At 36.1% G+C, this 24,613-nt stretch carries 23 protein-coding genes and 1 tRNA gene; 5 read left to right on the forward strand and 19 right to left on the reverse strand.

From position 1 onward, the window contains the following. Window positions 1–14 precede the first annotated feature (14 nt). The 10 genes from OA86_RS12645 to OA86_RS12690 form a co-directional block, all read right to left on the reverse strand. Complete coding sequence (locus OA86_RS12645; RefSeq protein WP_039353931.1) at window positions 15–386, reverse strand: DUF7009 family protein; 372 nt, start codon at window positions 384–386, stop codon at window positions 15–17. Next, complete coding sequence (gene fdhD, locus OA86_RS12650) at window positions 376–1,224, reverse strand: formate dehydrogenase accessory sulfurtransferase FdhD (RefSeq protein ID WP_039353933.1); 849 nt, start codon at window positions 1,222–1,224, stop codon at window positions 376–378. Before fdhD ends, OA86_RS12645 begins: the two co-directional genes overlap by 11 nt. After that, complete coding sequence (locus OA86_RS12655) at window positions 1,217–2,287, reverse strand: NTP transferase domain-containing protein (RefSeq protein WP_039353936.1); 1,071 nt, start codon at window positions 2,285–2,287, stop codon at window positions 1,217–1,219. The genes fdhD and OA86_RS12655 overlap by 8 nt, the downstream gene beginning before the upstream one ends. Next, window positions 2,265–3,281: a hypothetical protein gene (locus OA86_RS12660; protein WP_039353939.1), complete on the reverse strand. Its 1,017-nt coding sequence runs from the start codon at window positions 3,279–3,281 to the stop codon at window positions 2,265–2,267. The genes OA86_RS12655 and OA86_RS12660 overlap by 23 nt, the downstream gene beginning before the upstream one ends. A gap of 177 nt (window positions 3,282–3,458) precedes the next feature. Next, window positions 3,459–4,835 (reverse strand): T9SS type A sorting domain-containing protein, encoded by a 1,377-nt coding sequence (locus OA86_RS12665; protein WP_039353942.1) that lies wholly within the window; start codon window positions 4,833–4,835, stop codon window positions 3,459–3,461. A gap of 275 nt (window positions 4,836–5,110) precedes the next feature. Then, complete coding sequence (locus tag OA86_RS12670; RefSeq protein WP_039353945.1) at window positions 5,111–5,770, reverse strand: hypothetical protein; 660 nt, start codon at window positions 5,768–5,770, stop codon at window positions 5,111–5,113. Between the two features lie 312 nt (window positions 5,771–6,082). Beyond that, window positions 6,083–7,390 carry a UDP-N-acetylglucosamine 1-carboxyvinyltransferase gene (gene murA, locus OA86_RS12675; protein WP_039353948.1) on the reverse strand — a complete coding sequence of 436 codons (1,308 nt, stop codon included), beginning with the start codon at window positions 7,388–7,390 and terminating at the stop codon, window positions 6,083–6,085. Between the two features lie 2 nt (window positions 7,391–7,392). Beyond that, window positions 7,393–8,049: a DUF4290 domain-containing protein gene (locus OA86_RS12680; protein WP_039353951.1), complete on the reverse strand. Its 657-nt coding sequence runs from the start codon at window positions 8,047–8,049 to the stop codon at window positions 7,393–7,395. A gap of 328 nt (window positions 8,050–8,377) precedes the next feature. Beyond that, window positions 8,378–8,782 (reverse strand): thiol-disulfide oxidoreductase DCC family protein, encoded by a 405-nt coding sequence (locus tag OA86_RS12685; RefSeq protein ID WP_039353953.1) that lies wholly within the window; start codon window positions 8,780–8,782, stop codon window positions 8,378–8,380. A 75-nt stretch (window positions 8,783–8,857) separates the two neighbouring features. Beyond that, on the reverse strand, window positions 8,858–9,337 hold the full coding sequence (locus OA86_RS12690) for a heme-binding domain-containing protein (RefSeq protein WP_039353954.1): 480 nt from the start codon (window positions 9,335–9,337) through the stop codon (window positions 8,858–8,860). Window positions 9,338–9,582: 245 nt separating this feature from the next. Here OA86_RS12690 and OA86_RS12695 point away from each other — a divergent pair, with 245 nt between their 5' ends. From OA86_RS12695 to OA86_RS12705, 3 genes are read left to right on the forward strand one after another with little or no spacing between them, the layout of a single operon-like run. Next, window positions 9,583–10,221, forward strand: coding sequence for a peroxiredoxin (locus OA86_RS12695; protein ID WP_039353955.1), 639 nt, complete (start codon window positions 9,583–9,585; stop codon window positions 10,219–10,221). Between the two features lie 9 nt (window positions 10,222–10,230). After that, window positions 10,231–10,539, forward strand: coding sequence for a thioredoxin family protein (locus OA86_RS12700; protein WP_039353958.1), 309 nt, complete (start codon window positions 10,231–10,233; stop codon window positions 10,537–10,539). After that, window positions 10,539–10,787: a DUF6952 family protein gene (locus OA86_RS12705; RefSeq protein ID WP_039353961.1), complete on the forward strand. Its 249-nt coding sequence runs from the start codon at window positions 10,539–10,541 to the stop codon at window positions 10,785–10,787. Before OA86_RS12700 ends, OA86_RS12705 begins: the two co-directional genes overlap by 1 nt. Before the next feature lie 108 nt (window positions 10,788–10,895). On the opposite strand, the gene OA86_RS12710 is transcribed toward OA86_RS12705, so the two are convergent. The 5 genes from OA86_RS12710 to uvrA all read right to left on the reverse strand — a co-directional run bounded on the left by OA86_RS12710 (window position 10,896) and on the right by uvrA (window position 17,341). Next, a complete protein-coding gene (locus tag OA86_RS12710; protein ID WP_039353963.1) occupies window positions 10,896–12,458 on the reverse strand; it encodes an NAD(P)/FAD-dependent oxidoreductase in 1,563 nt (520 codons plus the stop codon). A gap of 328 nt (window positions 12,459–12,786) precedes the next feature. After that, window positions 12,787–13,293 (reverse strand): hypothetical protein, encoded by a 507-nt coding sequence (locus OA86_RS12720; RefSeq protein ID WP_039353967.1) that lies wholly within the window; start codon window positions 13,291–13,293, stop codon window positions 12,787–12,789. Between the two features lie 37 nt (window positions 13,294–13,330). Continuing rightward, window positions 13,331–13,828 carry a GNAT family N-acetyltransferase gene (locus OA86_RS12725; protein WP_039353970.1) on the reverse strand — a complete coding sequence of 166 codons (498 nt, stop codon included), beginning with the start codon at window positions 13,826–13,828 and terminating at the stop codon, window positions 13,331–13,333. A gap of 17 nt (window positions 13,829–13,845) precedes the next feature. Then, window positions 13,846–14,364, reverse strand: coding sequence for a DUF421 domain-containing protein (locus OA86_RS12730; RefSeq protein ID WP_039353972.1), 519 nt, complete (start codon window positions 14,362–14,364; stop codon window positions 13,846–13,848). Window positions 14,365–14,506: 142 nt separating this feature from the next. Further along, window positions 14,507–17,341, reverse strand: coding sequence for an excinuclease ABC subunit UvrA (gene uvrA, locus OA86_RS12735; RefSeq protein ID WP_039353974.1), 2,835 nt, complete (start codon window positions 17,339–17,341; stop codon window positions 14,507–14,509). 793 nt (window positions 17,342–18,134) lie between these two features. Here uvrA and OA86_RS12745 point away from each other — a divergent pair. Together OA86_RS12745 and OA86_RS12750 are read left to right on the forward strand one after the other, a co-directional pair. Then, the gene (locus OA86_RS12745) at window positions 18,135–19,457 is read left to right on the forward strand and encodes an NAD(P)/FAD-dependent oxidoreductase (protein WP_039353978.1); all 1,323 of its coding nucleotides are present in this window, start codon (window positions 18,135–18,137) and stop codon (window positions 19,455–19,457) included. 154 nt (window positions 19,458–19,611) lie between these two features. Beyond that, on the forward strand, window positions 19,612–21,288 hold the full coding sequence (locus OA86_RS12750; RefSeq protein WP_039353981.1) for a formate--tetrahydrofolate ligase: 1,677 nt from the start codon (window positions 19,612–19,614) through the stop codon (window positions 21,286–21,288). 382 nt (window positions 21,289–21,670) lie between these two features. On the opposite strand, the gene OA86_RS12755 is transcribed toward OA86_RS12750, so the two are convergent. The 4 genes from OA86_RS12755 to hisS form a co-directional block, all read right to left on the reverse strand. Further along, window positions 21,671–21,744 (reverse strand) — tRNA-Ala (locus OA86_RS12755). A gap of 89 nt (window positions 21,745–21,833) precedes the next feature. Next, window positions 21,834–22,625: a class I SAM-dependent methyltransferase gene (locus OA86_RS12760; protein ID WP_177187126.1), complete on the reverse strand. Its 792-nt coding sequence runs from the start codon at window positions 22,623–22,625 to the stop codon at window positions 21,834–21,836. Next, on the reverse strand, window positions 22,625–23,041 hold the full coding sequence (locus tag OA86_RS12765) for an EamA family transporter (protein WP_039353985.1): 417 nt from the start codon (window positions 23,039–23,041) through the stop codon (window positions 22,625–22,627). Before OA86_RS12765 ends, OA86_RS12760 begins: the two co-directional genes overlap by 1 nt. Before the next feature lie 63 nt (window positions 23,042–23,104). Beyond that, complete coding sequence (gene hisS / locus OA86_RS12770) at window positions 23,105–24,454, reverse strand: histidine--tRNA ligase (RefSeq protein WP_039353987.1); 1,350 nt, start codon at window positions 24,452–24,454, stop codon at window positions 23,105–23,107. Between the last annotated feature and the right edge of the window lie 159 nt (window positions 24,455–24,613).

Genomic DNA, 24,613 nt, shown 5'->3' on the forward strand with positions numbered 1-24,613 from the left:
AAGTTGCAAATTTATTAGCAGTGCGTTTTGGTATTTTCGTACATATCGGTCTGATCTTCATACGTAGTATCCAGACATTGCAGATCTTTTTCTACCAGTAGAAACAGTCCTTTTTCCTCCCCATTATTTTGAGATCCCTCGACAGTAATTTCATCAGTTTCCGTCAGGATGTCTGCTTCTTTTTTAGATAAAAAAACGGTGATTTTACTGGCTTGAAATTCTGCGGAAATTGCGGAGACCTTTTCATCAACAACCAGGGAATATTTGAAAATTTCTTCAGCTCCTAAAATGGTTTGTTCCTCTACAATTCCATTTTTTTTGATATTTTGGACATCGGTTTTCGTCAATCTTAATCTGATGCTGTTTCCTTTTATTCTAATTTTCATTGCTTGTATTTTTAAAGTCAATTTTATCTGCTCCACAATAGATATTGGCATTTCCATTTTTTAAAAAACCTACTAAAGTGATTCCAAAATTTTCTGCGGTTTCGACAGCCAAAGAACTCGGTGCGCCAATTGCACAAATAATGGGGACTCCGGCCATTGCACATTTCTGAATAAGTTCAAAGCTTGCTCGTCCGCTGAGAAGGACGATTCTATTCTTAAGTGAAAAATCGCTTTCTGTGCTTTTTAAAAGTTCTGCACCAATTAATTTATCGAGTGCGTTGTGTCGGCCGACATCTTCCCGAAGGTCGAGTAAATTTCCATCCAGATCAAATAAAGCGGAGGCGTGAATTCCACCTGTAGATTCAAAAGTTTTTTGTTGATCCCGCAATTTTTCCGGAAGAGAGAATATGGTGTTTATTTTTACCGGTTCAGCTAATTTTTCAATGGGAATTCGGCAAACCTGTTTGATGGCTTCAATGCTTTCTTTTCCGCAAACGCCGCAACTGCTTGTGGTGTAAAAATTTCTTTTCAGTTTTTGAAGATCCGGATTAAAATCGGGCGCGAAGTTGATGGTGATTTTATTGTCTTCCATTTGGGAAGAAACCGGCTCCTTTAAATTAGTTTTTGAATAAATAATTCCTTCTGTAAATAGAAACCCGACTGCTAATTCTTCGTCATTTTCAGGAGTTCGCATGGTTACTGAGACCGAATTCTTTTCGCCGGAACTACCAAGTTTAACTGCAATTTCTAAAGGTTCCTCAATCGCTAAACTATCGGGTTTTAGAAATTCTTTTGCGCCAAAATCAGCTACTTTATGGATCTGAAATTCTTTAATCATTGCGTAATTTTAAATAATCTTCTTCCGTGTTAATGTTGTTGAGGAAATTTCCTTCTTCCACTTTTATTTCCTTCGCCTTTATTTCACCTAAAAATTTCCGCAGAGAATCATTTCCATCTTCAAAGAATTTTTTCAGTTTTACGATTGCTTCTTTCTCGATGATCGAAACCAAAGGTTGCAGAAATCCATCTTTCTTAAAACAAACCGCTTCGTCAACTGGACTTCTTTCATTGTTTAACTGAATGAGGTGCTCCATTTTTAAGAAGGGAAAATCGGTTCCTACAATCATTAATCCTTGATCAGGATATTTTTCGATAACGCTTAAAATTCCAGAAAGTGGACCGTGATTTTCAAATTTTTCATCGTCGATGATGAATTTCCCGCTTCCTTTTTCTGCCCAGTTTTTCCACTGCTTTTCATTAATTGAAATTACAACTTCTTCGCAGAAAGAATATAATAGTTCTGATACTTTTTTCCACTGAAGATTATTGCCGTAATTTAAAAGGGCTTTATCAGTTTTCATTCTTTTGCTTTCGCCGCCACACAAGGTAATTCCAAATAAATTTGGTTTTCTTTTGGAACTGATAAAAAAGCTTTTAGCTAAAATCTTCGGATTTTGAAAATTGTATTTTTCAATGAATTCTTCCACCATAAAATCGCGTACTACGAATACGATTTTAGTTTCAATAGAAGATTGATCAGCAACAATTTTTAAAATCAGATCATGGAAACCTATGTTTTTACGAATTTCCAAAGGTCCAATCTCATCAATGATCAACCAATCTTTCTCAAAATTGAGTTGTTTTAATAATTCTGATTCCGCCCAGGAAAAGACTTCGGGATCGAAGGAATATTTTCCAATTTGGAGAGAAGAATGCTCAACTTCGAGAAGAAGTTTTTCACCAGTTTCAAGATTTTCGAAATATCTTTTACCATCAACTTTTGGGGAAAGAAATCCGGAGATGCTTTCATTATTTTCAAACCAGTTTTTGAGTAAAGTGGTTTTACCGGAACCAATTTTATCTGAAAATATATAAATCTTATTGTTCAATTCCTTCTTCATAATATAAAGATAAGGACATCCAGACAATAATGAACTGCCGAAGTTTTCTAAAATTCGAAGTTTCCCTTTCAGCCAGTTTGAAAGCTATTTTCGCGTGATTTCGGTATTGGGGCAGAAATTCTAAAACTTCATTCAATGGTTTATTCGTGCGTGAATTATTTTTGGATTTCCATTTATTCAAAAAATATTCAAAAAGTGGCGCGACGACAAAATAGAGAATTCCGAGCGCGGCAAAAGTTCTTAAAATGCTGTAGAGTGCTTTATTAAAGGAGCCGGAGAATACAAATACGGAAACGATGAACAATAAAATAATAGAGAAAGTGATCCATCTGGTTTTATTTTTCTGCTTTTTAGAGAGCGTGAATTCTTTCGGATTTGGAAGATTCTGAAGATCTATTTTATGAAATTCAGATTGTAATATTCCGGGAAGTTTTAGGGCAATCAATCCTGCAAAAATTCCGACGATGAAATAAATAAAAACATAGAGTCCAACCAATAAAACAGGGATTTCTTCCAGAGATTTCAGATGAAACTGCTTTGCGATTCCGACGAAAAATTCCTGAAAAGCTTCCCAGATATTATTTCCGAAAACGAGGACCATCATCAACAATTTTTGAAGCGCAGATTCCAGCAAAGCGATGACACCGAAAATTACTGCTGAAATTTTTTTGACATTAAATATTTGATAAATAAGCGCGCCAACAAATCCCTGAAACAAAACTGCGACATATGCCGTAACCGGAGAATGTGGACTTGCAACGGCTTTTATTAAGATCACCAGAAGCGTTGCCTGAAGAATTGTTTTAAATCTTTTGGTAGAATTTAAGGCAATAAAAGTGACGATAATTACGGCAAAACTTCCTAAAAGTAAACCGCTGAAAGGAATTTTTAAGGCGTGTAAAAATCCACCCAATCCGCTTTCACTTACGCCCCAAAGTGCGGTGAGTTTTGCGATGTTGATTGCGGAATCTTTGCGAAGGTTGAGTTGGTTCAAAGGAGATAAATTTTAGGGAATGTCTGGAAAAAAGAAAGAAAAACACTCAGCAATTTACCATTTTCGCAGGCGGGATAAAAAAACCACTACATTCTACGTGCTGGAAAATTCATTAATCACTAAAATCTTCGATGAAAACTTCGTACCCGCTTGTAAAAATACCTTGTCGTGCGTTCGTTATTCTTTTACGATTTTATATGTGGTTTTTTGTTCACCAATTTCAATCATAATAATATATATTCCTAATTTAAATTTTGACATATCTATTTCTTCATACATAGTGTTAGGCGCCATGCTAAGAACTTGTTGACCTATCAGGTTATAAATCTTTATTGAACTAATTCTATCATTCGCTTTAATATTTAATATATTTTTTGTTGGATTGGGATATAAACTTAATCTAGCTATTGCATTTTTTTTAACTGATAATAACGCACTTAAATCATAAACACTAACTCTACCAGAATCTATTAATTCCGAATCATATATTGGTGCGCCGATACTTATAAAATTACCTTCAGAGGATAATGAAATTGCGTTACCAAAAAAATCTTGGGAACCATTAAGATTTCCAGTCAATTCAGTTAATAATGACCATTGCTGATTTTTATACTGGTAAACCCTTACTATTCCACTATATCTTGCTCCTACTGCTAATATATTTCCATTAGGTGATAGTGATAAACCATGGTCTCCGATAGATTCGTTATTATTCACACCAAAAATATCTTGACCGATCTGAATCCAATTATCACCATCGTTTTCAAAAACGCTTACTTTTCCGCGATTTGAACAACAATTCCATCTCGATACTGCCACTCTTTTGCCGTCTGACGATAATGAAACTTGTTCGCCAAAAAAATTATTACCCCCAACAATAGTATTGCCGCTTTGAACCCAAGTGTCAGATTGATTTTTAAATATTCTTAATTTCCCCTCATTTGCTCCGCTTCCGGGAGCTCCAACCGCTAAAGTGTTTCCATCTGATGATAAACTTATTGAGTCACCGAAATTTTCTCCAGCAATTTCACCGTAAATATCTTCTCCAACTTGCATCCAATTACCACTCATATATTTATATATTCTCACATGGTCAGTAGAAGATCCAATCGCTATAATAGTACCATCTGATGATAAAGACACAGCATTATCAGATGAATTAACATAAATATCAATAAATTTACCTATTTGTACCCAACTACCTCCGAAGTTTTCATACACATGAACATTTCCAGCTCCTGGTATTGATATGGCCAATATATTACCATTTGAAGATATAGATAAACTTTTCCCAAATGAATTATATTCTGCTTCACCATATAAACTTTCTCCAATTTTAACCCAATTATTGTTTTCATTTTTAAAAACGCTTACATATCCAGTATCGTTGTTATAACCATACCCTCCTACTGCTAATATATTACCATTAGAGGACATTACAACTTTATCACCAAGCTCTCCATTTTCATATTCTCCGACAATATCTTGACCGATTCGTGTTTGGGCAAGTCCTATGACAGGGAGTAATAAAAGTATAAATAGTAATTTTTTCATATATAAAAGTTAAATGATTTATTATAAAGTAAGTGATGACCAAGTAAAAATTAATGTTACAAACTAACTGATGTAGCATCTTTTCTTGCTATGAATGTCTTTCTATTTAGTATTATGTAATTCTATGGTCATAATGAAGCATAACGTTTTGCGGCTTTGCGATGGTGCGGATAAATATATAAAATCTTTCTATTATAAACTAAACTTCGGCATACCTAAAATCTTCAAAGTTGCGAAAGTCCCGCACTATTGCAAAACCGCTGTTATAGGCAGTGCTACTTCTCAATAATTGCCAAAGGTTGATACTTCTCAAATTTACTAAAATTCAACTTTTTTATCGGCAATAATTTATAAAATTCAAAATCCAAACCTTTGTTTTCATGGAATTTATTCCGTTCGAACGTGCTCGCTTCTAAATAATTTAAACCAATTGATAATTGCGATTTATTAGTATCGAACACAAGTGAATCATTATAATTTTTAAAAACAATATTTTGATTTTTTTCATAAAATTCGCTGAATTTAAAGTTAACTATTGCCGTTCCAGAAAATTGAGTGTAAATATCGTTTCTAATTTTTACACCTTTGTAAGTGTATAATTCAGTCTTAAAAGGTTGATTTTCGGCAACAGTCACAATATTACTAATTGTTTTAATTTTTAGATTATTGTTATCCCATTTTATTTGAAATGGTCCCGAATTAGGAACTCTGAAAAATTCTCCATTATAAAAATCAGGTTTTTCTTGATATTTTACAATTTGTAATGCATTTACTGTTGAACCAAATGACATTCCACTTCCAATACTATATAAATAAACATCGAACTGTTTACTTGGTGAAGAAAGTTTTTCAATATCTGAAATTTGACTTTTTTCATATTTTGAGCAGTTGCAAAATAAAGAAATAATTAATAATAATGGAAAAACTTTATTCATTGTGGTATTTTGATTGCATTGCCTATAACTCTCAAATATACACAACTTAAATAAATACTCAACTTCCGCTTTTTAAAATCCGCTGATTTATTTATTCAAAATACGCAACTTGTTTTTTAAAATTCCTCGAAAAGAACAATCCCTAAACTTTTAGCCCCGATTGCAACGGCATCCTTTTGCGAAACGAAGTGTAGCAAAAGATATAGTGAAAAGCGGGTACGATTTTCCACAGAAGCGAAAATCTTCTGGCTCCTCAAAAAAAAGCCACTTCAACTCAATGAAATGGCTTTTTATAAAGGTATAATATCCCAATTAAATCCTTTCAATATCTGCTCCTAACGCTTTTAACCGTCCGTCGATATTTTCGTAACCGCGATCGATCTGCTCGATATTGTGAATGGTAGAAGTTCCTTCTGCCGAAAGTGCCGCGATCAACATGGCGTTTCCTGCACGAATATCAGGCGAAATCATGGTTGTTCCGCGCAACGGATATTCGTGATTTAAACCAACGATCGTCGCTCTGTGCGGATCACACAAAATAATTTGCGCACCCATATCAATCAGTTTATCTACGAAAAACAAACGCGATTCAAACATTTTTTGGTGAACCAGAACCGTACCTTTTGCCTGCGTCGCCACCACCAGAATAATGGAAAGCAGATCGGGCGTAAATCCCGGCCACGGCGCATCTGAAACCGTTAAAATAGAACCATCGATGAATTTCTGAATCTTATAATTTTCCTGAGCTGGAATATAAATATCATCGCCTCTGTTTTCTAACTGAATTCCTAATTTCTTAAATGTATTTGGGATTACGCCGAGTTCTTTCCAGTTGACGTTTTTAATGGTAATTTCAGATTTTGTCATGGCAGCAAGACCAATCCAGGAACCGATCTCGACCATATCCGGAAGCATGGTATGTTCAGTTCCACGAAGCTGAGAAACGCCCTCAATCGTCAGTAAATTAGAACCGATCCCGGAAATATTAGCGCCCATTCTGGTCAGCATTTTGCAAAGCTGTTGCAGATAAGGTTCGCAAGCGGCGTTGTAAATTCGGGTTTTTCCTTTGGCTAAAACTGCAGCCATCAGAATATTTGCAGTTCCTGTGACAGAAGCTTCTTCCAGCAAAATAAATTTGCCGTGAAGTTCTTTTGCTTTTAAAGTATAAAAATATTCTTTTTCGTCGTAGTGAAATTCAGCACCCAGTTCTACCAGTCCCTGAAAATGCGTGTCCAGCCTTCTTCTTCCGATCTTATCACCACCCGGAGTCGGCATGTACGCTTCCCCATATCGCGCGAGAATCGGACCGAGCAACATAATAGAACCGCGCAATTTAGCACCATCCTGTTTGAATTCCTCCGATTTCATGTAGTCAAAATTCACCGAATCTGACTTGAACGTATAATCGCCGTGTCCGTTTTTCGTGATCTTCACGCCAAAATCTCCTAATATTTCTATCAGTCTATTCACATCATGAATGTCTGGAATATTTTTTACGCGTACTTCATCATCCGTCAACAAAACAGCACATAGAATTTGCAGCGCTTCATTTTTCGCACCTTGCGGCGTTATTTCACCATGCAATTTTTTACCGCCGTTAATTAAAAAAGATCCGTTCATTCTTAATTTCGGTTTTTATTATTTTGGAAATTCCTTCTTTTATTCTGATTGTTCTGGTTGTTCTGGTTTTGCTGATTTCTACCGGTATTTTTATTATTGCGATTAGTCGCGTAGTAAATTTTACTTTTTTCCAGAGAATCAAGCACCGTTAAATCCAGACGATTTTCTGAGAGGTCTTTTAAATGGCGAAAAATGACTTCATCCTGCACATGTTCTTTATTATAAACATTGTACGATTTTTTCATATTGTTCGCAATGACCTGGATCAAAGCATCTTTTTCATCTCCTGCTTCCAACTTAATTGCCATTTCGATCAGCTGCAAAATACTTTTTCCATAAAATTTAAAATCACCCTGCAATTTCGGGTAATCCATTCTCTTTGGTTTTTCCTGCAATTCCTCCATTGTTGGGAACGGATATGGAGAATCGACATCTAAGTCATGACTCGCCAGAATATAAAGATGGTCCCAAAGTTTATGTTTAAAATTCTCTTCATCCCGAAGTTGCGGATTTCTCTGCCCCATGAAATCAACAATCGCTACCGCCATTTCAGTCCGTTCTTCCTTTGTAGCAAGCTCTTTGCAACGTTCGACCAGTTGCTGTATAATTCTGCCATATTCTGGCAATTGTAAATGTGTTCTTTCGGTATTGTATTCCATAATTGCAAATATAAGAATTTGTTTCAGGTTTAAAGTTCAAGATTTTTCTATTTTTTTTGGGCGTGACCCTTCCCTTTCTTTCCCGAAGCTCGGGGTCGGTCTTCGGCTCCCAATCTCGTGTGCCGAGTTCCCGGCAAACGAGGATTTCCGCCTGCAACCTCACGCAGATCTCGCTTCGAATTTAATTTTGTTATTAAAATAGAAATTCTGGTTGGCTAAAAAATATTGCTGTTGTTAACCTTGTCAAGGTTTCAAACCTTGACAAGGTTGATAAAAAGAGAATATTCGTTGAAGGCCTATTTAGAAGATGTGATAGTAAGAAGGAAAGTTATTCAACAAACTTTGCTCGCTCTTTTCCATTGGGTAGAAAACATTTTTGAGAAGCGAGTTTCGTTCTGTTTTTAGCAATTTGATTGTAAACAAGATCTGATAAAAAGCTTGGGAAAAAATTTAAGTTTCCTATGATGGCAAATTTTCCACCCATTATTCTCGCAATTTTCAAAGCTGCCTGCGATTTTTTCAGATAGAAAGAATTTGGTTTCCAAAGATAAAGCGTGCTGAATTCCTTATTTTCCAAACCTCGTTCCGTGAGAAATTTTTGTCCGAAATCAGATTGCAATGAGGAAAATAAAAACTGATCTTTCACATCGTTTTTCAGGATCCACTGAACCCAGTAATTGCAGAAACCGCAGTCACCATCGTAAAAAACATAATATTTTGTGGAGTCGATCATATTTATTTGTGCTGAAATTCTTTAATAATAAAAGGAAAGTGTAGATAGATTTAATTAAAAATATTGTTGAACTATTTATTTTTTTTCTTCTGGTGGCAGATTATGTTCCCGACGAATGTCACCTTCAACCAATTTAAAATATTTAATCACTTCCTGTTTTTGAGCCTCCGAAAATTTTGCTTCATTATGAATTATGACATAAGAATCCAGCGGCATTTCACCCTTTTCAACCTGGTCAATCGCCTCAGCTAATTTGTGTGCCTGTCTTTTTGGCTCGTATGTCGCGAAAGTTGAAAAATTAAGTTCTTTTCTTCCTTCATCAATGTGATTCTTCAAAAACCAGGCAATAGGTTGAAAGTTTGTATACCAAGGATATTTCGTTTCATTGCTGTGACAATCGTAGCAACCATTTCTGATTAATCTCGCTGTACTTTCCGGCGTATTTTTAATGGTCAAAAAATCCATTTGCGTCGTCGGTGCTGGATTATTCTTATCAATCGGGAAAAACTGAATCAAAATAAAAGCGACCAAAAGAATAACAAGAATTTTTTTCATAATAAAAATTTAAGAGAGTGAATTTAATGATAATTCTCGAGATAAGGGTATTCCAATTTTAGTTTCAATACAAATGATTCATATCAGTTCTCTAGGAATAACCTCTTTTTTTTCCTAATTTTATTTGTGAAAGAAAGTATGTTTCTATCAAATCTCTCTAAGTTATAGATTTTATAAATCAAAAAACAATTTATAATTGATAAAAACTTAGTACTTTTGTGCCATCAAATTTAAAACAATATATTATGTCATTAATAGGAAAAAAATTCCCAAATATTCAAATCGACGCAATGAGCGAAATGGGAGATGATTTGAAAATCAACATTTTTGAGCAAACTACTCAGAACCAGCAGAAAGTTGTATTATTCTGGTATCCGAAAGATTTCACATTCGTTTGTCCGACAGAACTTCACGCTTTTCAGGAAGCTTTAGGTGAATTCGAAAAAAGGAATACAAAAGTAATTGGAGCTTCTTGCGATACGAATGAAGTACATTTTGCGTGGTTAAATACGCCAAAAGATAACGGCGGAATCGAAGGTGTAACTTATCCAATTCTTTCAGATACGCACAGACAATTGGCAAATATGCTAGGAATTGTAGATCAGGATTTCGAATATGATGATGAAGGAAATGAAATTTTTACAGGTTCAAACGTAACTTACAGAGCAACTTATTTAATTGATGAGACTGGAAAAATTTTCCACGAATCAGTAAACGATATGCCACTGGGAAGAAATGTAAAAGAATTTTTAAGATTGATCGATGCTTACACGCACGTTCAAAAACATGGTGAAGTTTGCCCGGCAAACTGGGAAGAAGGAAAAGATGCAATGAAGGCAGATAGAAAATCGACTGCAGAATATTTAGCAACTCACAACAATTAATTTAGGATTATGTACACAGAACTAGCGGAAGATAATTTACAGCAAATCGTAGCAGACAATGAAAAAGTAGTCGTACAATATGGTGCAACATGGTGTGGAAACTGTAGAATCATGAAACCGAAATTTAAAAAATTGGCAGCAGAGAATGAAGCAATTCCTTTTCTATATGTCGATGCAGAAAAATTACCAGAAAGCAGAAAATTAGCGAAAGTTGATAATTTACCAACCTTTGCGATTTTCAAAAACGGGGAACTAGTGAATCAGGTTCAGTCGAATCAGGCAGAAAGTCTTATTAATTTATTTAATGAATTGAACTAATGAAATTACCTGTAATCAGACAGTTTTATCAAACTCAAACAGTTGAAAATTTAGAAAAAACTTTAGAAGTTTTAGAAGCATTTTCAGAATTCAGAGGAACAACAGAAGAAGATCTGAATGTCACCGGTGAATTGATCACTAATATTTGTGGAGCGCTGGAAGTTCACGCAAATGTTGCAAGCGGAATATCTGAAAGAGATGCTTTAAACGGTTTTGCAAAAAAAGTTTTGGGTTCTATCGATCAATAATATTTAGTAAAAGTGAAGAAGAAAGACGGGAAAAATTTTCTCGTCTTTTTTTGTTAAATGAAGATCTGCTATAATTGTAAGTCTTTTATCTTTTGCCTTTTCTCCACTCTATTTTTTTAAGCTCTCTGACACTTTCAAAGCACATTTTTCGCCATCGATTGCAGCGGAAATAATTCCACCTGCGTAACCTGCGCCTTCACCACATGGATATAAACCTTTAATTTGAAGATGCTCCAAAGAAAAGTCATCTCTGGGAATTCTTACTGGAGAAGAAGTTCTACTTTCTGGTGCGTGCAAAATCGCTTCATTTGTCAAATAACCTTTCATTGATTTTTCGAACTGCATAAAACCTTCGCGCATGATCTGCGTTAAAAATCCCGGGAAAACCTGTCCCATTTCAACGGATGTGGTGCCGGGAACGTAAGAAGTTTTCGGGATATTTTGTGAAACTTTATTTTGCGTAAAATCGACCATTCGTTGCGCCGGAGCTTTTTGAGTTTCACCTGCTAAATGCCAAGCTTTTTGCTCAATTGCTTTCTGAAATTCCATTCCTGCTAATGGTCCAAATTGTTGATAAGGTTTGAAATCTTCTAATTTTAATTCTACGACAATTCCCGAATTTGCGGTGGATTGATCTCTTTTTGAAGGCGACCAACCGTTTGTTACGACTTCTCCCGGACTTGTTGCACATGGCGCAATGACGCCTCCTGGACACATACAAAAGGAATAAATTCCGCGACCCTGAACTTGTTTTACGAGCGAATAAGGTGCAGGTGGCAAAAATTCTCCACGATAATCGCAGGAATATTGAATTTTATCAATCAATGACTGTGGATGTTCTGCCCGAACGCCTAAAGCAAAAGGTTTAGCTTCGATTAGAATATTTTTTTTGTAAAGCAGTTCGAAAATATCACGAGCAGAGTGACCTGTTGCTAAAATAACTTTTTGAGCCGAAATGATGTTTCCATTTTGAAGAGCGACGCCTTCAATTTGATTATTTTTAATGATGAAATCTGTGACGCGGGTTTCAAATAAAACTTCGCCGCCACAAGCGATAATCTTCTCCCGGATATCCTGAATAATTTGAGGTAATTTATTAGTTCCTATGTGTGGATGCGCTTCGACCATAATATCCGGAGTTGCGCCAAAACCAACCAATAGTTCTAAAATCCGATCGATATCACCTCTTTTTTTCGAACGCGTATATAACTTTCCATCGGAATACGTTCCTGCTCCACCTTCACCAAAACAGTAATTGGAATCTTCGTTTACAATTCCATCGACATTAATTGCTTTCAAATCACGGCGGCGACCACGAACTTCTTTTCCTCTTTCTAAAACGATAGGTTTTAATCCTAATTCTATTAATTGTAAAGCTGCAAATAAACCGGCTGGACCAGCGCCGACTACGATGACTTCCTGTTTATTTTCAACATTGGGATAATCCGGTAATTCAATTTTTGAATCTGTATAATCTTCGCCAACTAGAAAAGCTTTGCCTTTGAGATTGACTTTAATCGATTTTTGTCGAGCATCGATCGAACGTTTCAAAACCACAACTTTCTGAATTTCAGTCGGACTTATTTTACAAAATTTCGCAACCTGTTTTGCTAACAGATCTTCATTTGAAGCTGCTTCCGGTGATACTTGAAACTGAAATTCTTTTGGCATAATGCAAAAATAAGGGAAAAATAGAATATATTTTTCTCAGCAATCAATTTAATTGGTGAAAAAAATACAATTTGAGGTTAAATGACCCATGGTTGTGATAATAAACTCCATTTTTGAGGTTGCAAACGTCATTTTTGGCGCTCATGACCTCAAATTTGAGGATTCGAACCCCATCTTTGAGGTAACAGCCGTCAAATTTGACGTTAAGAACCTCATATATGGATCAATTAACGTCATCGATGGGGTTCAAGACGTCAAATTTGGGGTTCGAAACCTCAACGATGAGATCTTTAACTTCATTAATGGACATTAAATTAATATTCAGGATTTAATTGGTAAATCTTCCCTCGTATGAATTTTTTTGCGAGCCGCTTCTTTTATTTCGAGGATCTGCAGTATTTGTTCCGTTTCCCACCGAAGTGTTGGAGTTGGAACCACTTCTTTTTATGACTGAACCCTGCTGATTATTGTTTTGATTTCCATCAATATTATCAAAATCTACTGCAGGCAAAAATTCTATGTGATGCGGATATAAATTTTTTTCATTATATCCTATGACTCCAGGTTCATCAAAAATAGTATCTTTCCCAACGACGAATCCATTGAGATAAATAACACCACCTCGATCCCGGTAATAAACATCCTGAAGATCTCCAGCTCCATCCGGCATTCTATAAAAATATGGACTGTCCTTTTCGGTCGGATAACGATTTTTAGGCGCTGGTGAAACTCCATTTGAAAACGGCACACTTTGCTCCAGTTCATTGATTGGGACACAAGAAATAGCCAGTAATAAAATGCCTGAGAATAGGATAAATGTAAAAATATTTTTCAATAAATCGAGTTTTTAGATACTATTAATACATTTAAAATTAAACTCCAACAATCTTACTTCGTCTTTCCAGCAAAATAATATCCCGCCAAACGCCATTCATCTGACCAATTTTCTCCCGATATCCAACTTCCCGAAAACCCAGCTTTTTGTGAACGTAAATACTGGCTTCATTTTCAGGGAAAATTCCAGCTTGTAAAGTCCAGAACTCGTGTTCTTCACTATCGAGAATTAATTTTTTCAGCAACATTGAACCCATACCTTTACCTTGTACTGAATTGGCTAAATAAATACTTACTTCTGCGACACCTTTAAAACAATCGCGGTTGCTAATGGGTTGTAAAGCTGCCCAACCTAGGATTTCTTCATTTTCATTCTCCAAAACGAATCGACAAATATTAAAATGTTTCTGATCCCAACTTTCCCAAGTAGGTGCTGATGGATCAAATGTGGCATTTCGTCCCTCGATTCCTTCCTGGAATATTTCTAAAACTTTCTCGCCATCAGCTGGCAACATTTCACGGATTTCGTAGTTCATTTTTTCAGTAATTTATTTTAAAATCGATGTGATTTACGGGGATATTTTCTTTTGTGGCGCGAGTAGTTTGTACCACTACTTTTTTTATCCATCGATATAACACTTATATTTCCGTCAACTTCTAAAACCGCTAATTTTACGTCCTCAATTTTCTCAACACCATGTTCCCGAACGGCTTCTTCTAACTCATCAAAATCAATATCTTCCTTTTTCATCGCTACATTATCTACGACTCCATCTTTAATTAAAACGACGGGATCAGATTCGATCATGCTTTTGATCTTAGGATTTTTGAAAATAATTTTTTTTACGACAAAATTAGCTCCAAATAAAACTAGTGCAGCCATCAAACCTCCTTCCAGACTTGTGTTAGATCCTACCATTGCATTTTGAACCGCATTGGAAATCAAAAGCAACAAAACGATGTCTCCCGCATTTAACTGGGACAATTGGTTCTTGCCAAAAATTCGAATTCCGGCAAACATAAAAAGGTAAACCGCAAGACTTCGAAGGGAAACGTTGAGCAGATCGTGCATGAAAATTTTTATTAAGTTAATAGAAGTAATGAATAGCAGCCTAAATTTAAAGAAGAAATTTTTCTTTCCTTCATTCTAAAGGTCGAAAAATTTCTTCTTAATTTTAATCTAAATTACACTTTTTAGAGTTGCAAAAATCTATTTACGCTCCTAATTCCCTTTTCAGATATTTTGCAGTTAATGATTTTCGGGATTTCACAATCTCTTCCGGAGTTCCCTTCGCAATGATTTCTCCGCCATGTTTTCCACCTTCCGGACCAATATCAATGATATGATCTGCGAGTTTAATGACATCTAAATTATGTTCGATGATGATGAAAGAATTTCCTAATTCCACAAGTTTTGTAATCGCTTCCATCAAAACTTTTACGTCTTCAAAATGCAATCCTGTTGTTGGTTCATCGAGAATATATAAAGTATTTCCGGTTTGTCTTTTGGATAATTCTGTAGCCAATTTAATTCGCTGTGCTTCACCACCACTCAAGGTTGTGGATTGTTGACCCATCGTAATGTAACCTAAACCGACATCCTGCATGGTTTTTACTCTTGCATAAATTTTTGGGATCGGCTGAAAAAATTCGGTCGCCTCATCGATCGTCATTTCCAAAACATCAGAAATTGATTTTCCTTTGTAGCGAACTTCCAGGGTTTCGCGGTTAAATCTTTTTCCGTTGCATGTTTCGCAATGCACATAAACGTCGGGCAAGAAATTCATTTCAATAACTTTCAAACCACCACCTTGACAGGTTTCGCATCTTCCTCCTTTTACGTTGAACGAAAATCTTCCGGCTTTATAACCACGAATTTTAGATTCAGGGAGTTCAGCGAAAAGATTTCGGATGTCGGTAAACATTCCGGTGTAAGTCGCAGGATTTGAACGTGGTGTTCTGCCGATCGGTGATTGATCAACATCTACAATTTTGTCGATATTATCAATTCCCTCAATTTTTTTGTACGGTAAAGGATCCTGAACACTTCTATAAAAGTGTCGGTTCAAGATCGGATATAAAGTTCCATTAATTAAAGAAGATTTTCCACTTCCGGAAATTCCCGTAACGACAACTAATTTTCCCAAAGGAATTTCAAGGTTCACGTTTTTCAAGTTATTCCCAGTTGCGCCCTTTAAAGAAATCGATTTCCCGTTCCCTTCTCTTCGGGTTTCCGGAATTTCAATTTTGCGTTTTCCTGTGATATAATCTGCGGTGATGGTATCCGCTTTCAGCAACTCTTTTGGTTTTCCCTGCCAAAGAATTTCGCCCCCGAATTTCCCGGCTCTTGGACCGATATCTAGAACCTCATCGGCTTCCATGATCATGTCTTTGTCATGCTCAACAACGATTACAGAGTTTCCGATGTCTCTTAAATTTTTCAAAGACGCGATAAGTCTTTCGTTATCTCTTTGATGCAAACCAATAGAAGGTTCATCTAAAATGTAAAGTACATTGACCAGTTGCGACCCGATTTGAGTTGCGAGACGAATCCGTTGCGATTCTCCACCAGAAAGCGTTCTTGAGCTTCTGCTTAAACTTAAATATTCCAAGCCAACATCCAAAAGAAATTGCAATCTGGTTTTGATTTCCTTTAAAATTTCATGACCGATTATTTTTTGTTTTGAACTGAAAGTATCTTCAACTTCATTTAGCCAGATTTTCAGATCAGAAAGTGAAAGTGCATTAATTTCTGCAATATTCTTTCCATCGATCTTAAAACTCAAACTTGAAGGTTGCAATCTCGTTCCTTTACATTCCGGACAAGTTTCTTCCGTCGTGAAATGTCTTTCCAATAAAATCGCGTCGTAGCTTTCTTTGTCGTCAATCATTTCATTGATGATCGGAACCAAACCATCGAAATTGACTTTTATTTTTTTTGTAATTCCGGCGTACTTTAAATCTTTGTTAAATTCTTTGTGACAACCGTGGTACATATATTCCAGCGCTTCTTTCGGAATATCTTTGAACGGTGTAGCTAAACTCAAACCGAAAATTTCTAAAATATTTTTGATCTGACCAGAGATCCATTTGTTAGATTTCATATCTTCCAAAGGAAGCAAACCTCCCTGATTGATAGAAAGTTTAGGATTCTCTACAAAATAATCGGTATTGACTCTTTTTACTTCGCCTAAACCTTTGCAATAAGGGCAACTTCCTTTCGGAGAATTGAAGGAAAAAGTATTCGGTTCGGGTAAAGCCAAAGACTGTCCCGACTCATCATCCATTAAATTTTTGGAGAAATAATCGATCTTATCGCTGCCTAATTTCTGAATTCCAATAACGCCTTCACCCATTTGTAAAGCGGTTTTCAGGGATTTTTCCATACGATTTTCGGAAGCACTTTCGCCAATGATCCAGCGGTCGATCACAATATCAATGTCGTGGGTTTTGTAGCGATCGAGTTTTAAATCGTATTCAATATCCTGCAGATCTCCGTCGATTCTGGCTTGTCCGTAACCTTTCTTCGCCATCTGGATGAAAAGTTCGTGGTAATGTCCTTTTCTGGAACGCACGACAGGAGCCATCAACATTACTTTTTCACCCTTGTAATTTTTATTGATGGTTTCTAAGATCTGATCTTCCGTATAACTCACCAGTTTTTTTCCGGAATGCAAAGAATACGCATCGGAAACTCTGGCAAAAAGCAAACGCAGATAATCGTAAAGTTCGGTCACTGTTCCAACCGTTGAACGTGGATTTTTATTCGTGGTTTTCTGTTCGATGGCGATCACGGGAGAAAGTCCATCAATCTTATCAACATCCGGTCTTTCTAAACCGCCAAGAAACTGTCTTGCATAAGCCGAAAAAGTCTCGATATATCTTCTTTGACCTTCTGCAAAAATGGTATCAAAAGCCAGGGAAGATTTTCCACTCCCGGAAAGTCCTGTAATTACAACGAGTTCGTTGCGGGGAATTTTGACGTCAATATTTTTTAAATTGTGTTCACGAGCACCGTAAACTTCTATATATTCTTTCTGATCTTTCATTGTAATGTTCCAAAATTTCAATTTTCGGAATTCTGCAAAAATACGGAATTTTTAGAGGATAAAAGACTAGGAAATAACACTTGTATTTTAAATCAACTTCAAAGTTAATGATCTAAAAATTTGGTTTTCATTAAAATTAATTGAGTTTAAAATACCAGAATATGAATTTCCCGGCTAATGTTAAAATTGCAGAATCCAGGGACTCAATATATCAAAAATATTGCCGAAAAAACTAATATTGATAACCAATTCCAGTCGGCCAGATTGCGCAAAGTTGGTAGATCAGAAATGAAATTTCCTTTTATAAAATCTGTATTTTAATTATTCTGACTTCTAATCCGTTTAATTACTAAATCTGCCGTCTAAACGATAAATCCACACTTTTAATCATTCCATAACAACTTAATATACAGTAACTTTGTGTCGTCATAAAAAAAATAAAGATACCATTTGAGGTTTGAGTCGTGTGCCAACAATTGAATTGGTAAAAGATAATATAATTGTTAATGTATTTTCCCTGCTCGCTCTGGCCGAAAGTGTTGAGAAATGGAAAGAAAGCGATCCAGAAAAGCCTCTGATCAAATTCGGCCAAATTATTTTGGAAATCTTTAAAAGATATCGCGCCTGTTGCTACTTTTTTATTGAGAGACAATATTCAATACATTAGAGATCAATTGTTTACTACAGATGGTGGCAATATTAAATTGATATAAATACAATTTTTCGATACTTCAAATATGAATTTAATTTTAGTTGGAATATCTGAAAAAACTTAACTTTAAAAAAACAGAATATGAAAGACAAGAATATTGTAATTATAGGAGGTGGCTTATCTGGGATTAATCTGGCGAAAAAAATGGGCGGTAAAAAAGGAGTTCAAGTGACTCTAGTAGACAGAAACAACTACAACTTTTTTCCTCCTCTACTTTATCAAGTCGCAACTGGAATGCTGGATATTGCAAGTATTTCGATTCCGTTTCGTACCCTTTTGAGAGGAAGTAAAAACTTACATTTTCGCCTAGGAGAGTTGGAAGAAATAATGCCTGAGTTAAATAAGGTAAAACTTTCGACGGGAGAATTATCCTATGATTTTCTAGTTATAGCAACTGGCACCAAATCTAATTATTTTGGAATGGAAAATATTGAAAAAAATTCCCTTCCGATGAAAAATATCAATGATGCCGTGAAACTTCGAAACTATTTGATTTCTCAGGCGGAAAAATACACCTATTCTACCGATGAAGATGAAAAAAGAAAGATTCGAAATATAGTAATTTCCGGCGCTGGACCTTCAGGTGTTGAGTTGGCTGGAATGATTGCTGAGATGCGAACTCGCGTAATTTCAAAAATCTATCCTGAAATTAAAGGGAACCTATTAAATCTTTATCTGGTGGATGGCGCTCCAACCGTATTACCGCCCATGAGCGAAAAATCGCAGAAGTACACCAAGGAAAGTTTAGAAAAAATGGGTGTCACCGTAAAACTAAACAAACTTGTCTCAGATTTTAAAGATGATAAAGTTTATTTTAAAGACGGTGAAATTATCGAGACTAAAACCCTTATCTGGACTGCTGGAGTAACTGCTGAAAAAATTAAAGGTCTGTCTGATGATCTATATGGAAGAGCGAGTCGTCTTATCGTTGATCATTATAATAAAGTAGAAAATACGGATAATATTTTTGCCATTGGTGATGCTAGTATTGACACAACAGATCCAGCGTTTCCCAATGGTCACCCACAATTAGGGAGTACTGCCGAACAGCAGGGTTTCGCTTTGGCAAAGAATCTTGTAGCATTTGCAAATAACTCGCCAGAAGATCTGAAACCATTTAGCTATAATGACAAAGGAACGATGGCAATTATCGGAAAAAGCAAAGCTGTCGCTGATCTTACTTTTCCCAAAATTACGCTCACAGGATGGTTCGCTTGGTTCTCCTGGCTATTTATACACCTATTTCTACTAATCAACTATCGAAACAGACTTAGAACTATAATCAACTGGACAGGTGCATATTTTGGCGCAGGGCAATCTCAAGGATTAATGGTTGGGGAAACTGCCCAATTCACCTCTGATGCTTGTACACCGAAAGATGATTTTACTGCTAAAAATAGGTAACTTTATCTACCATAAAATATTTCAACTAAAGAATAGCTAATTAAAAGATTAGCTATTCTTTTTAATTAGAAAAGACCTACTGACATAATGCATCTGCGATAATTTTATTTAAAAGTTGATTTCGACTAAATTTGAGTGAATAAAAACACCAAATATGAGTTTCCCAACCGATCTGGAAATTGCAGAATCCGCTACCATTTTGTCCATCAAAAAAATTGCCGAAAAATTAGAAATTCAGGATGATGATCTGGAATATTACGGGAAGTATAAAGCTAAAATTCCACTGAAATATATCAATGAAAAGAAGATAAAAAAAGCAAAACTGATTTTAGTTACTGCCATTAATCCAACTCCTGCAGGTGAAGGGAAGACTACCGTCTCTGTGGGTTTGAATGATGGCTTGAATAAAATCGGAAAGAAATCAATTGCAGTTTTAAGGGAACCTTCTCTCGGTCCGGTTTTCGGTGTGAAAGGTGGCGCTGCAGGTGGCGGTTACGCACAACTGATTCCGATGGTCGATATTAATTTACATTTTACAGGAGATTTTTCCGCCATTGAAAAATCCAATAATTTACTTTCAGCATTGATTGACAATAATTTGCAGAACAGGAAATTTTCTTTAAACATCGATCCACGAACGATTACTTGGAAAAGAGTGATGGATATGAATGATCGTTCTCTTCGACACATTGTAATTGGTTTAGGTGGTACCAAGAACGGAATTACGCGGGAAGAAGGTTTCAATATTACACCTGCAAGTGAAGTGATGGCGATTTTGTGTTTAAGTAAAGATTTTGAAGATTTAAAAATCCGCTTGGGAAATATTTTTGTGGGATATACCTTCGATAAAAAACCCATTTTTGCGAGAGATCTAAAAGCAGAAAATGCGATGGCTATTTTATTGAAAGACGCGATCAAACCGAATTTAGTTCAGACTTTAGAAGGAAATCCTGCCATTCTTCATGGCGGACCTTTTGCGAATATTGCACAGGGAACGAACAGTATTATTGCAACAAAAATGGGACTTTCTCTGGCTGATTATGTAGTAACAGAAGCGGGATTCGGCGCAGATCTAGGCGCGGAAAAATTCCTGCATATCAAATGTTATTACGGAAAAATAAAACCTGATGCTTATGTAATTGTGGCCACGATTCGTGCATTGAGATATCAAGGTGGCGCTAAAAAAGGAGAATACGAAAGTCCGAATTTACCTTTCTTGAAAAATGGTTTTGGAAATCTAACCAAACATATTGAAAACGGATTTAAGTTAGGTTTTAAACCAATCGTTGCGATCAATCATTTTGCTGCAGATTCTCAAGAAGAAATAGATTATATCATTTCTGAATGCGAAAAATTGGGCGTGAAAGCAATTCTTGCAGATGAATTTACAAAAGGTGGTGCCGGAATGACCGACCTTGCAGAAGAAGTGGTTCGCTCTGCAAAGTCGGGAGAAAATAATTTTAAACCATTGTATAAGGTGGAGGATTCTGTGGAGCACAAAATTGACACTATCGCGAAAGAAGTTTATGGCGCCGAAAGCGTAGTTTATTCACAGAAAGCAAAAAATCAACTGAAGACGATTTACGATTTAGGTTTTGATAATCTGCCCATTTGTATGGCGAAAACCCAGAAATCATTAAGTGACGATGAAACAAAAATCGGACGACCAAGCAATTTTAACATTACGGTTCGGGAGTTTGAATTTGCCACAGGAGCCGGATTTATTATTCCGATTTTGGGAGATATGATGAGAATGCCGGGATTGCCGAATGTTCCTGCAGCAGAAGGCATGTTTATCGATAAGGATGGAAAAATTACGGGATTGAGTTAAGAAAGAAATCTGTTTAATTTGATTCAGAGTAATTTTAAACACATTAGTCACATTAGTTTTAGTAGATGTTTCTTTTTAAAAGTGCACAGAAGTTGGGAAAATTACAGATTTTCAATTTTTTTTAAATTGTTTTCGAGGTAAAGAAAGACTTTTAATTAAACTGCGCAGTTTTATTAAAACTTAAATTGTGATAAGTAATAGAAAATTATTTATGATTCTAAAAACTAAAATTCTTGTTTGCGGAAATTGCGCCCCGGATTGCAACGGAAATCCCACAGCAAGCGTTGGGAAAGGCATGGCGCGAGGAATTGCAGTGGAAAGCCGGAAATGTGCGCCTGAAAAAAAAATAAAAAAACCACAAATTCCGAAAAATAAGTGGTTGTGGAGGATATCGGGATCGAACCGACCACCTCTTGACTGCCAGTCAAACGCTCTAGCCAGATGAGCTAATCCCCCGTTTTTTCTAAAATTTTGGATTTTTAAGTCTGAATTTTAGATTTGCAATGATACAAATTTTTGTGATTTAAAAGCAAAATTCTGGAGGCTTATTTTTTTTCTGCGACGAGAGAAAAGACAAGTGGTATTTTATCTCCAAATTTTGAGATTTGAAATTTGCCTTTTTCGGTTTCTTCAATATGTTGGAAGCAAGGATACGGCGACCAGTTGTATTCCTGAAAAGATTGCAGTTGCAGGTTTTTATTGAGTAAACTGGTCAAAACTTCGGAGGTCGGATGGTTCCAGTTGACTTCTTGATCTGCCAGATCTGCAGTTCGGTCTGCGTAAGTTCCTTCGTTGGTTTCGACAATTACGCCTTCATTAAAGTAACTGTATTTCACGAAAGTGAAGTCATTATCGAACATCCAAACGATGGGATGAAATTCTACGAAGATTAATTTTCCGCCGGGTTCTAAAAAATTAGACACAACTTTTGCCCACTTTTCTAAATCTGGAAGCCAACCAATTGTTCCGTAAGTCGTGTAAACGACATCGAATTTTTGATCTAAAATATTGGGTAATTCATAAACATCTGAAATGATGAACTGGGTATCTGTTCCACATTTTTGAGCTAAATCTTTTGCGGCTTCGATGGCTTTGTCGGATAAATCGACGCCGGTAACTTTAGCACCCATTCGGGAAAGGGAAATAGAATCCTGACCAAAATGACATTGTAAATGGAGAATTTCTTTGTTTTTGATATCTCCTAAAAGTTCAAGTTCTATTGAATTTAAAGAAGTTCGTCCGTTTACAAATTCATCAACAAAATAGAAATCTGATTTTAAATGCGAATCGACTTTTGCATTCCATAATTTCCGGTTGATGTCGAGATAGTTTTCCATTATTTCCAGATCAGAAATAACGTTCCGGCGATAATTAAACTTCCGCCAACTGCGGTTTTCCAGGTTAATGTTTCCCCTAAAAATAGCACTGCAAAAATAATGGTTAAAGCTAAACTAAGTTTATCGATTCCGGCGACTTTGGAAACTTCACCCATTTGCAAAGCTTTAAAATAAAAAATCCAGGAGAAGCCTGTTGCTAAACCTGAAATTCCGAGGAAGATCCAGTTTTTCTGGGACAGTTCGCCAATTCCTTTGTATTCCTGACGAAAGAAAACGATGAGCCATATCATGACCAAAACGACAACCGTTCGAATGGCGGTTGCTAAATTTGAGTTGACGTTTTCAACTCCGATCTTAGCGAATATTGCGGTTGCTGCTGCAAATAAAGCAGAAAGTAAAGCGTAGATCCACCACATTTTTTTGAGTTATTAATTGTTCAAACCTTGTCAATGTTTAAAACCTTGACACGGTTAATTGTTTTAAGCAAGAAATTCTTCTGTCCCTTGAGTGATTTGTTCACCCGTTTTCAAATTCTTAACCGTAATTTTTCCTTCAGAAATTTCCTGCTCACCGTAAAAAACGAGATTTGGAATTCCTTTCTTTTCGGCGTACGTAAATTGCTTTTTCAGTTTCGCATCTTCCGGATAGAGTTCTGCAGAAATACCTTTGGCACGTAGTTGCGCAATGACTTTCATTGCGGCGAAAGATTCTTTTTCTCCGTAATTGGCAAATAGATAACTCACGGTTTTAACGGAATCTTGTGGAAATAATTGCAGTTCTTCCATCACCAAATAAATTCGGTCGAGACCAAAAGAAATTCCAATTCCGGGAATATTTTTCACGCCGAAAACTTCCGTTAGATTATCATAACGACCGCCGCCGCCGATGGAACCCATCGCAACATTATTGGCTTTGACTTCGAAAATTGCACCCGTGTAATAATCGAGTCCTCTCGCTAAAGTGATATCAAATTTTAAACTTTCTTCAGAAACACCTAATTCCAGACAGGTTTTCAAAACAAATTCCAATTCTTCAACTCCGCTTGTTCCGATTTCGTTGCTTTGGAATTTTTCTTTTAATTGCAAAACGTTTTCAAGAGCATTATTGCTTTGAGAGAATAGAAAATCTAATTTTTCTATCGATTCCTGCGCGATATTTTTTGCTAATAATTCTTTAACAACACCTTCTTTTCCAACCTTGTGGAGTTTGTCAAGTGCGACTGTAAAATCGATCAACTGGTCAGAAATCCCCGCCAATTCCGCTAAACCCGAAAGGATTTTTCGATTGTTTAAATGGATAGTTACCGGAATTTTTAATTCTGAAAAAGACTTTAAATATAATTGAACCAACTCTACTTCCTGCCATAAACTTTTACTTCCGACAACATCTGCATCACACTGATAAAATTCACGGAAACGACCTTTCTGTGGTCGATCAGCGCGCCAAACCGGTTGAATCTGATAGCGTTTAAAAGGAAAAGTCATTTGTCCGTGATTCATGGCAACGTATCTTGCGAACGGAACGGTGAGATCGTAACGCAATGCTTTTTCTGAGATTTGAGAAATCAGTTTTTGCGAATTTTTAGTCGACCAATCTTCATCTTTTGTTTTCGAAGCGTAATCTCCGGAATTCAAAATCTTAAAAATCAGGCGATCTCCTTCTTCACCGTATTTTCCGGTTAAAGTAGAAAGGTTTTCAAAACTTGGTGTTTCTAAAGGCTGAAAACCAAAAAGTTCAAAATTAGTCTGTAAAATATTGGTGATGAATTTTCTTCTGTAAACTTCTTCGGCAGAAAAATCTCTTGTTCCTTTTGCTAAACTGGGCTTCATAGTGATGAGTAATGAATGATTGATTATGAGTGATGAGTAATTGGCAATGAGTAATTATCAATGCAATTACTTCGCGTTCGACTGCAAAAATACGGAATTGAAAAGGATTTTTTCAGGTATTTAAACGGAGCTTTTTTAGTAATTACATTTTTAAATTTG

Source organism: Kaistella jeonii (genome assembly GCF_000812865.1).
Classification (GTDB): Bacteria; Bacteroidota; Bacteroidia; order Flavobacteriales; family Weeksellaceae; genus Kaistella; species Kaistella jeonii.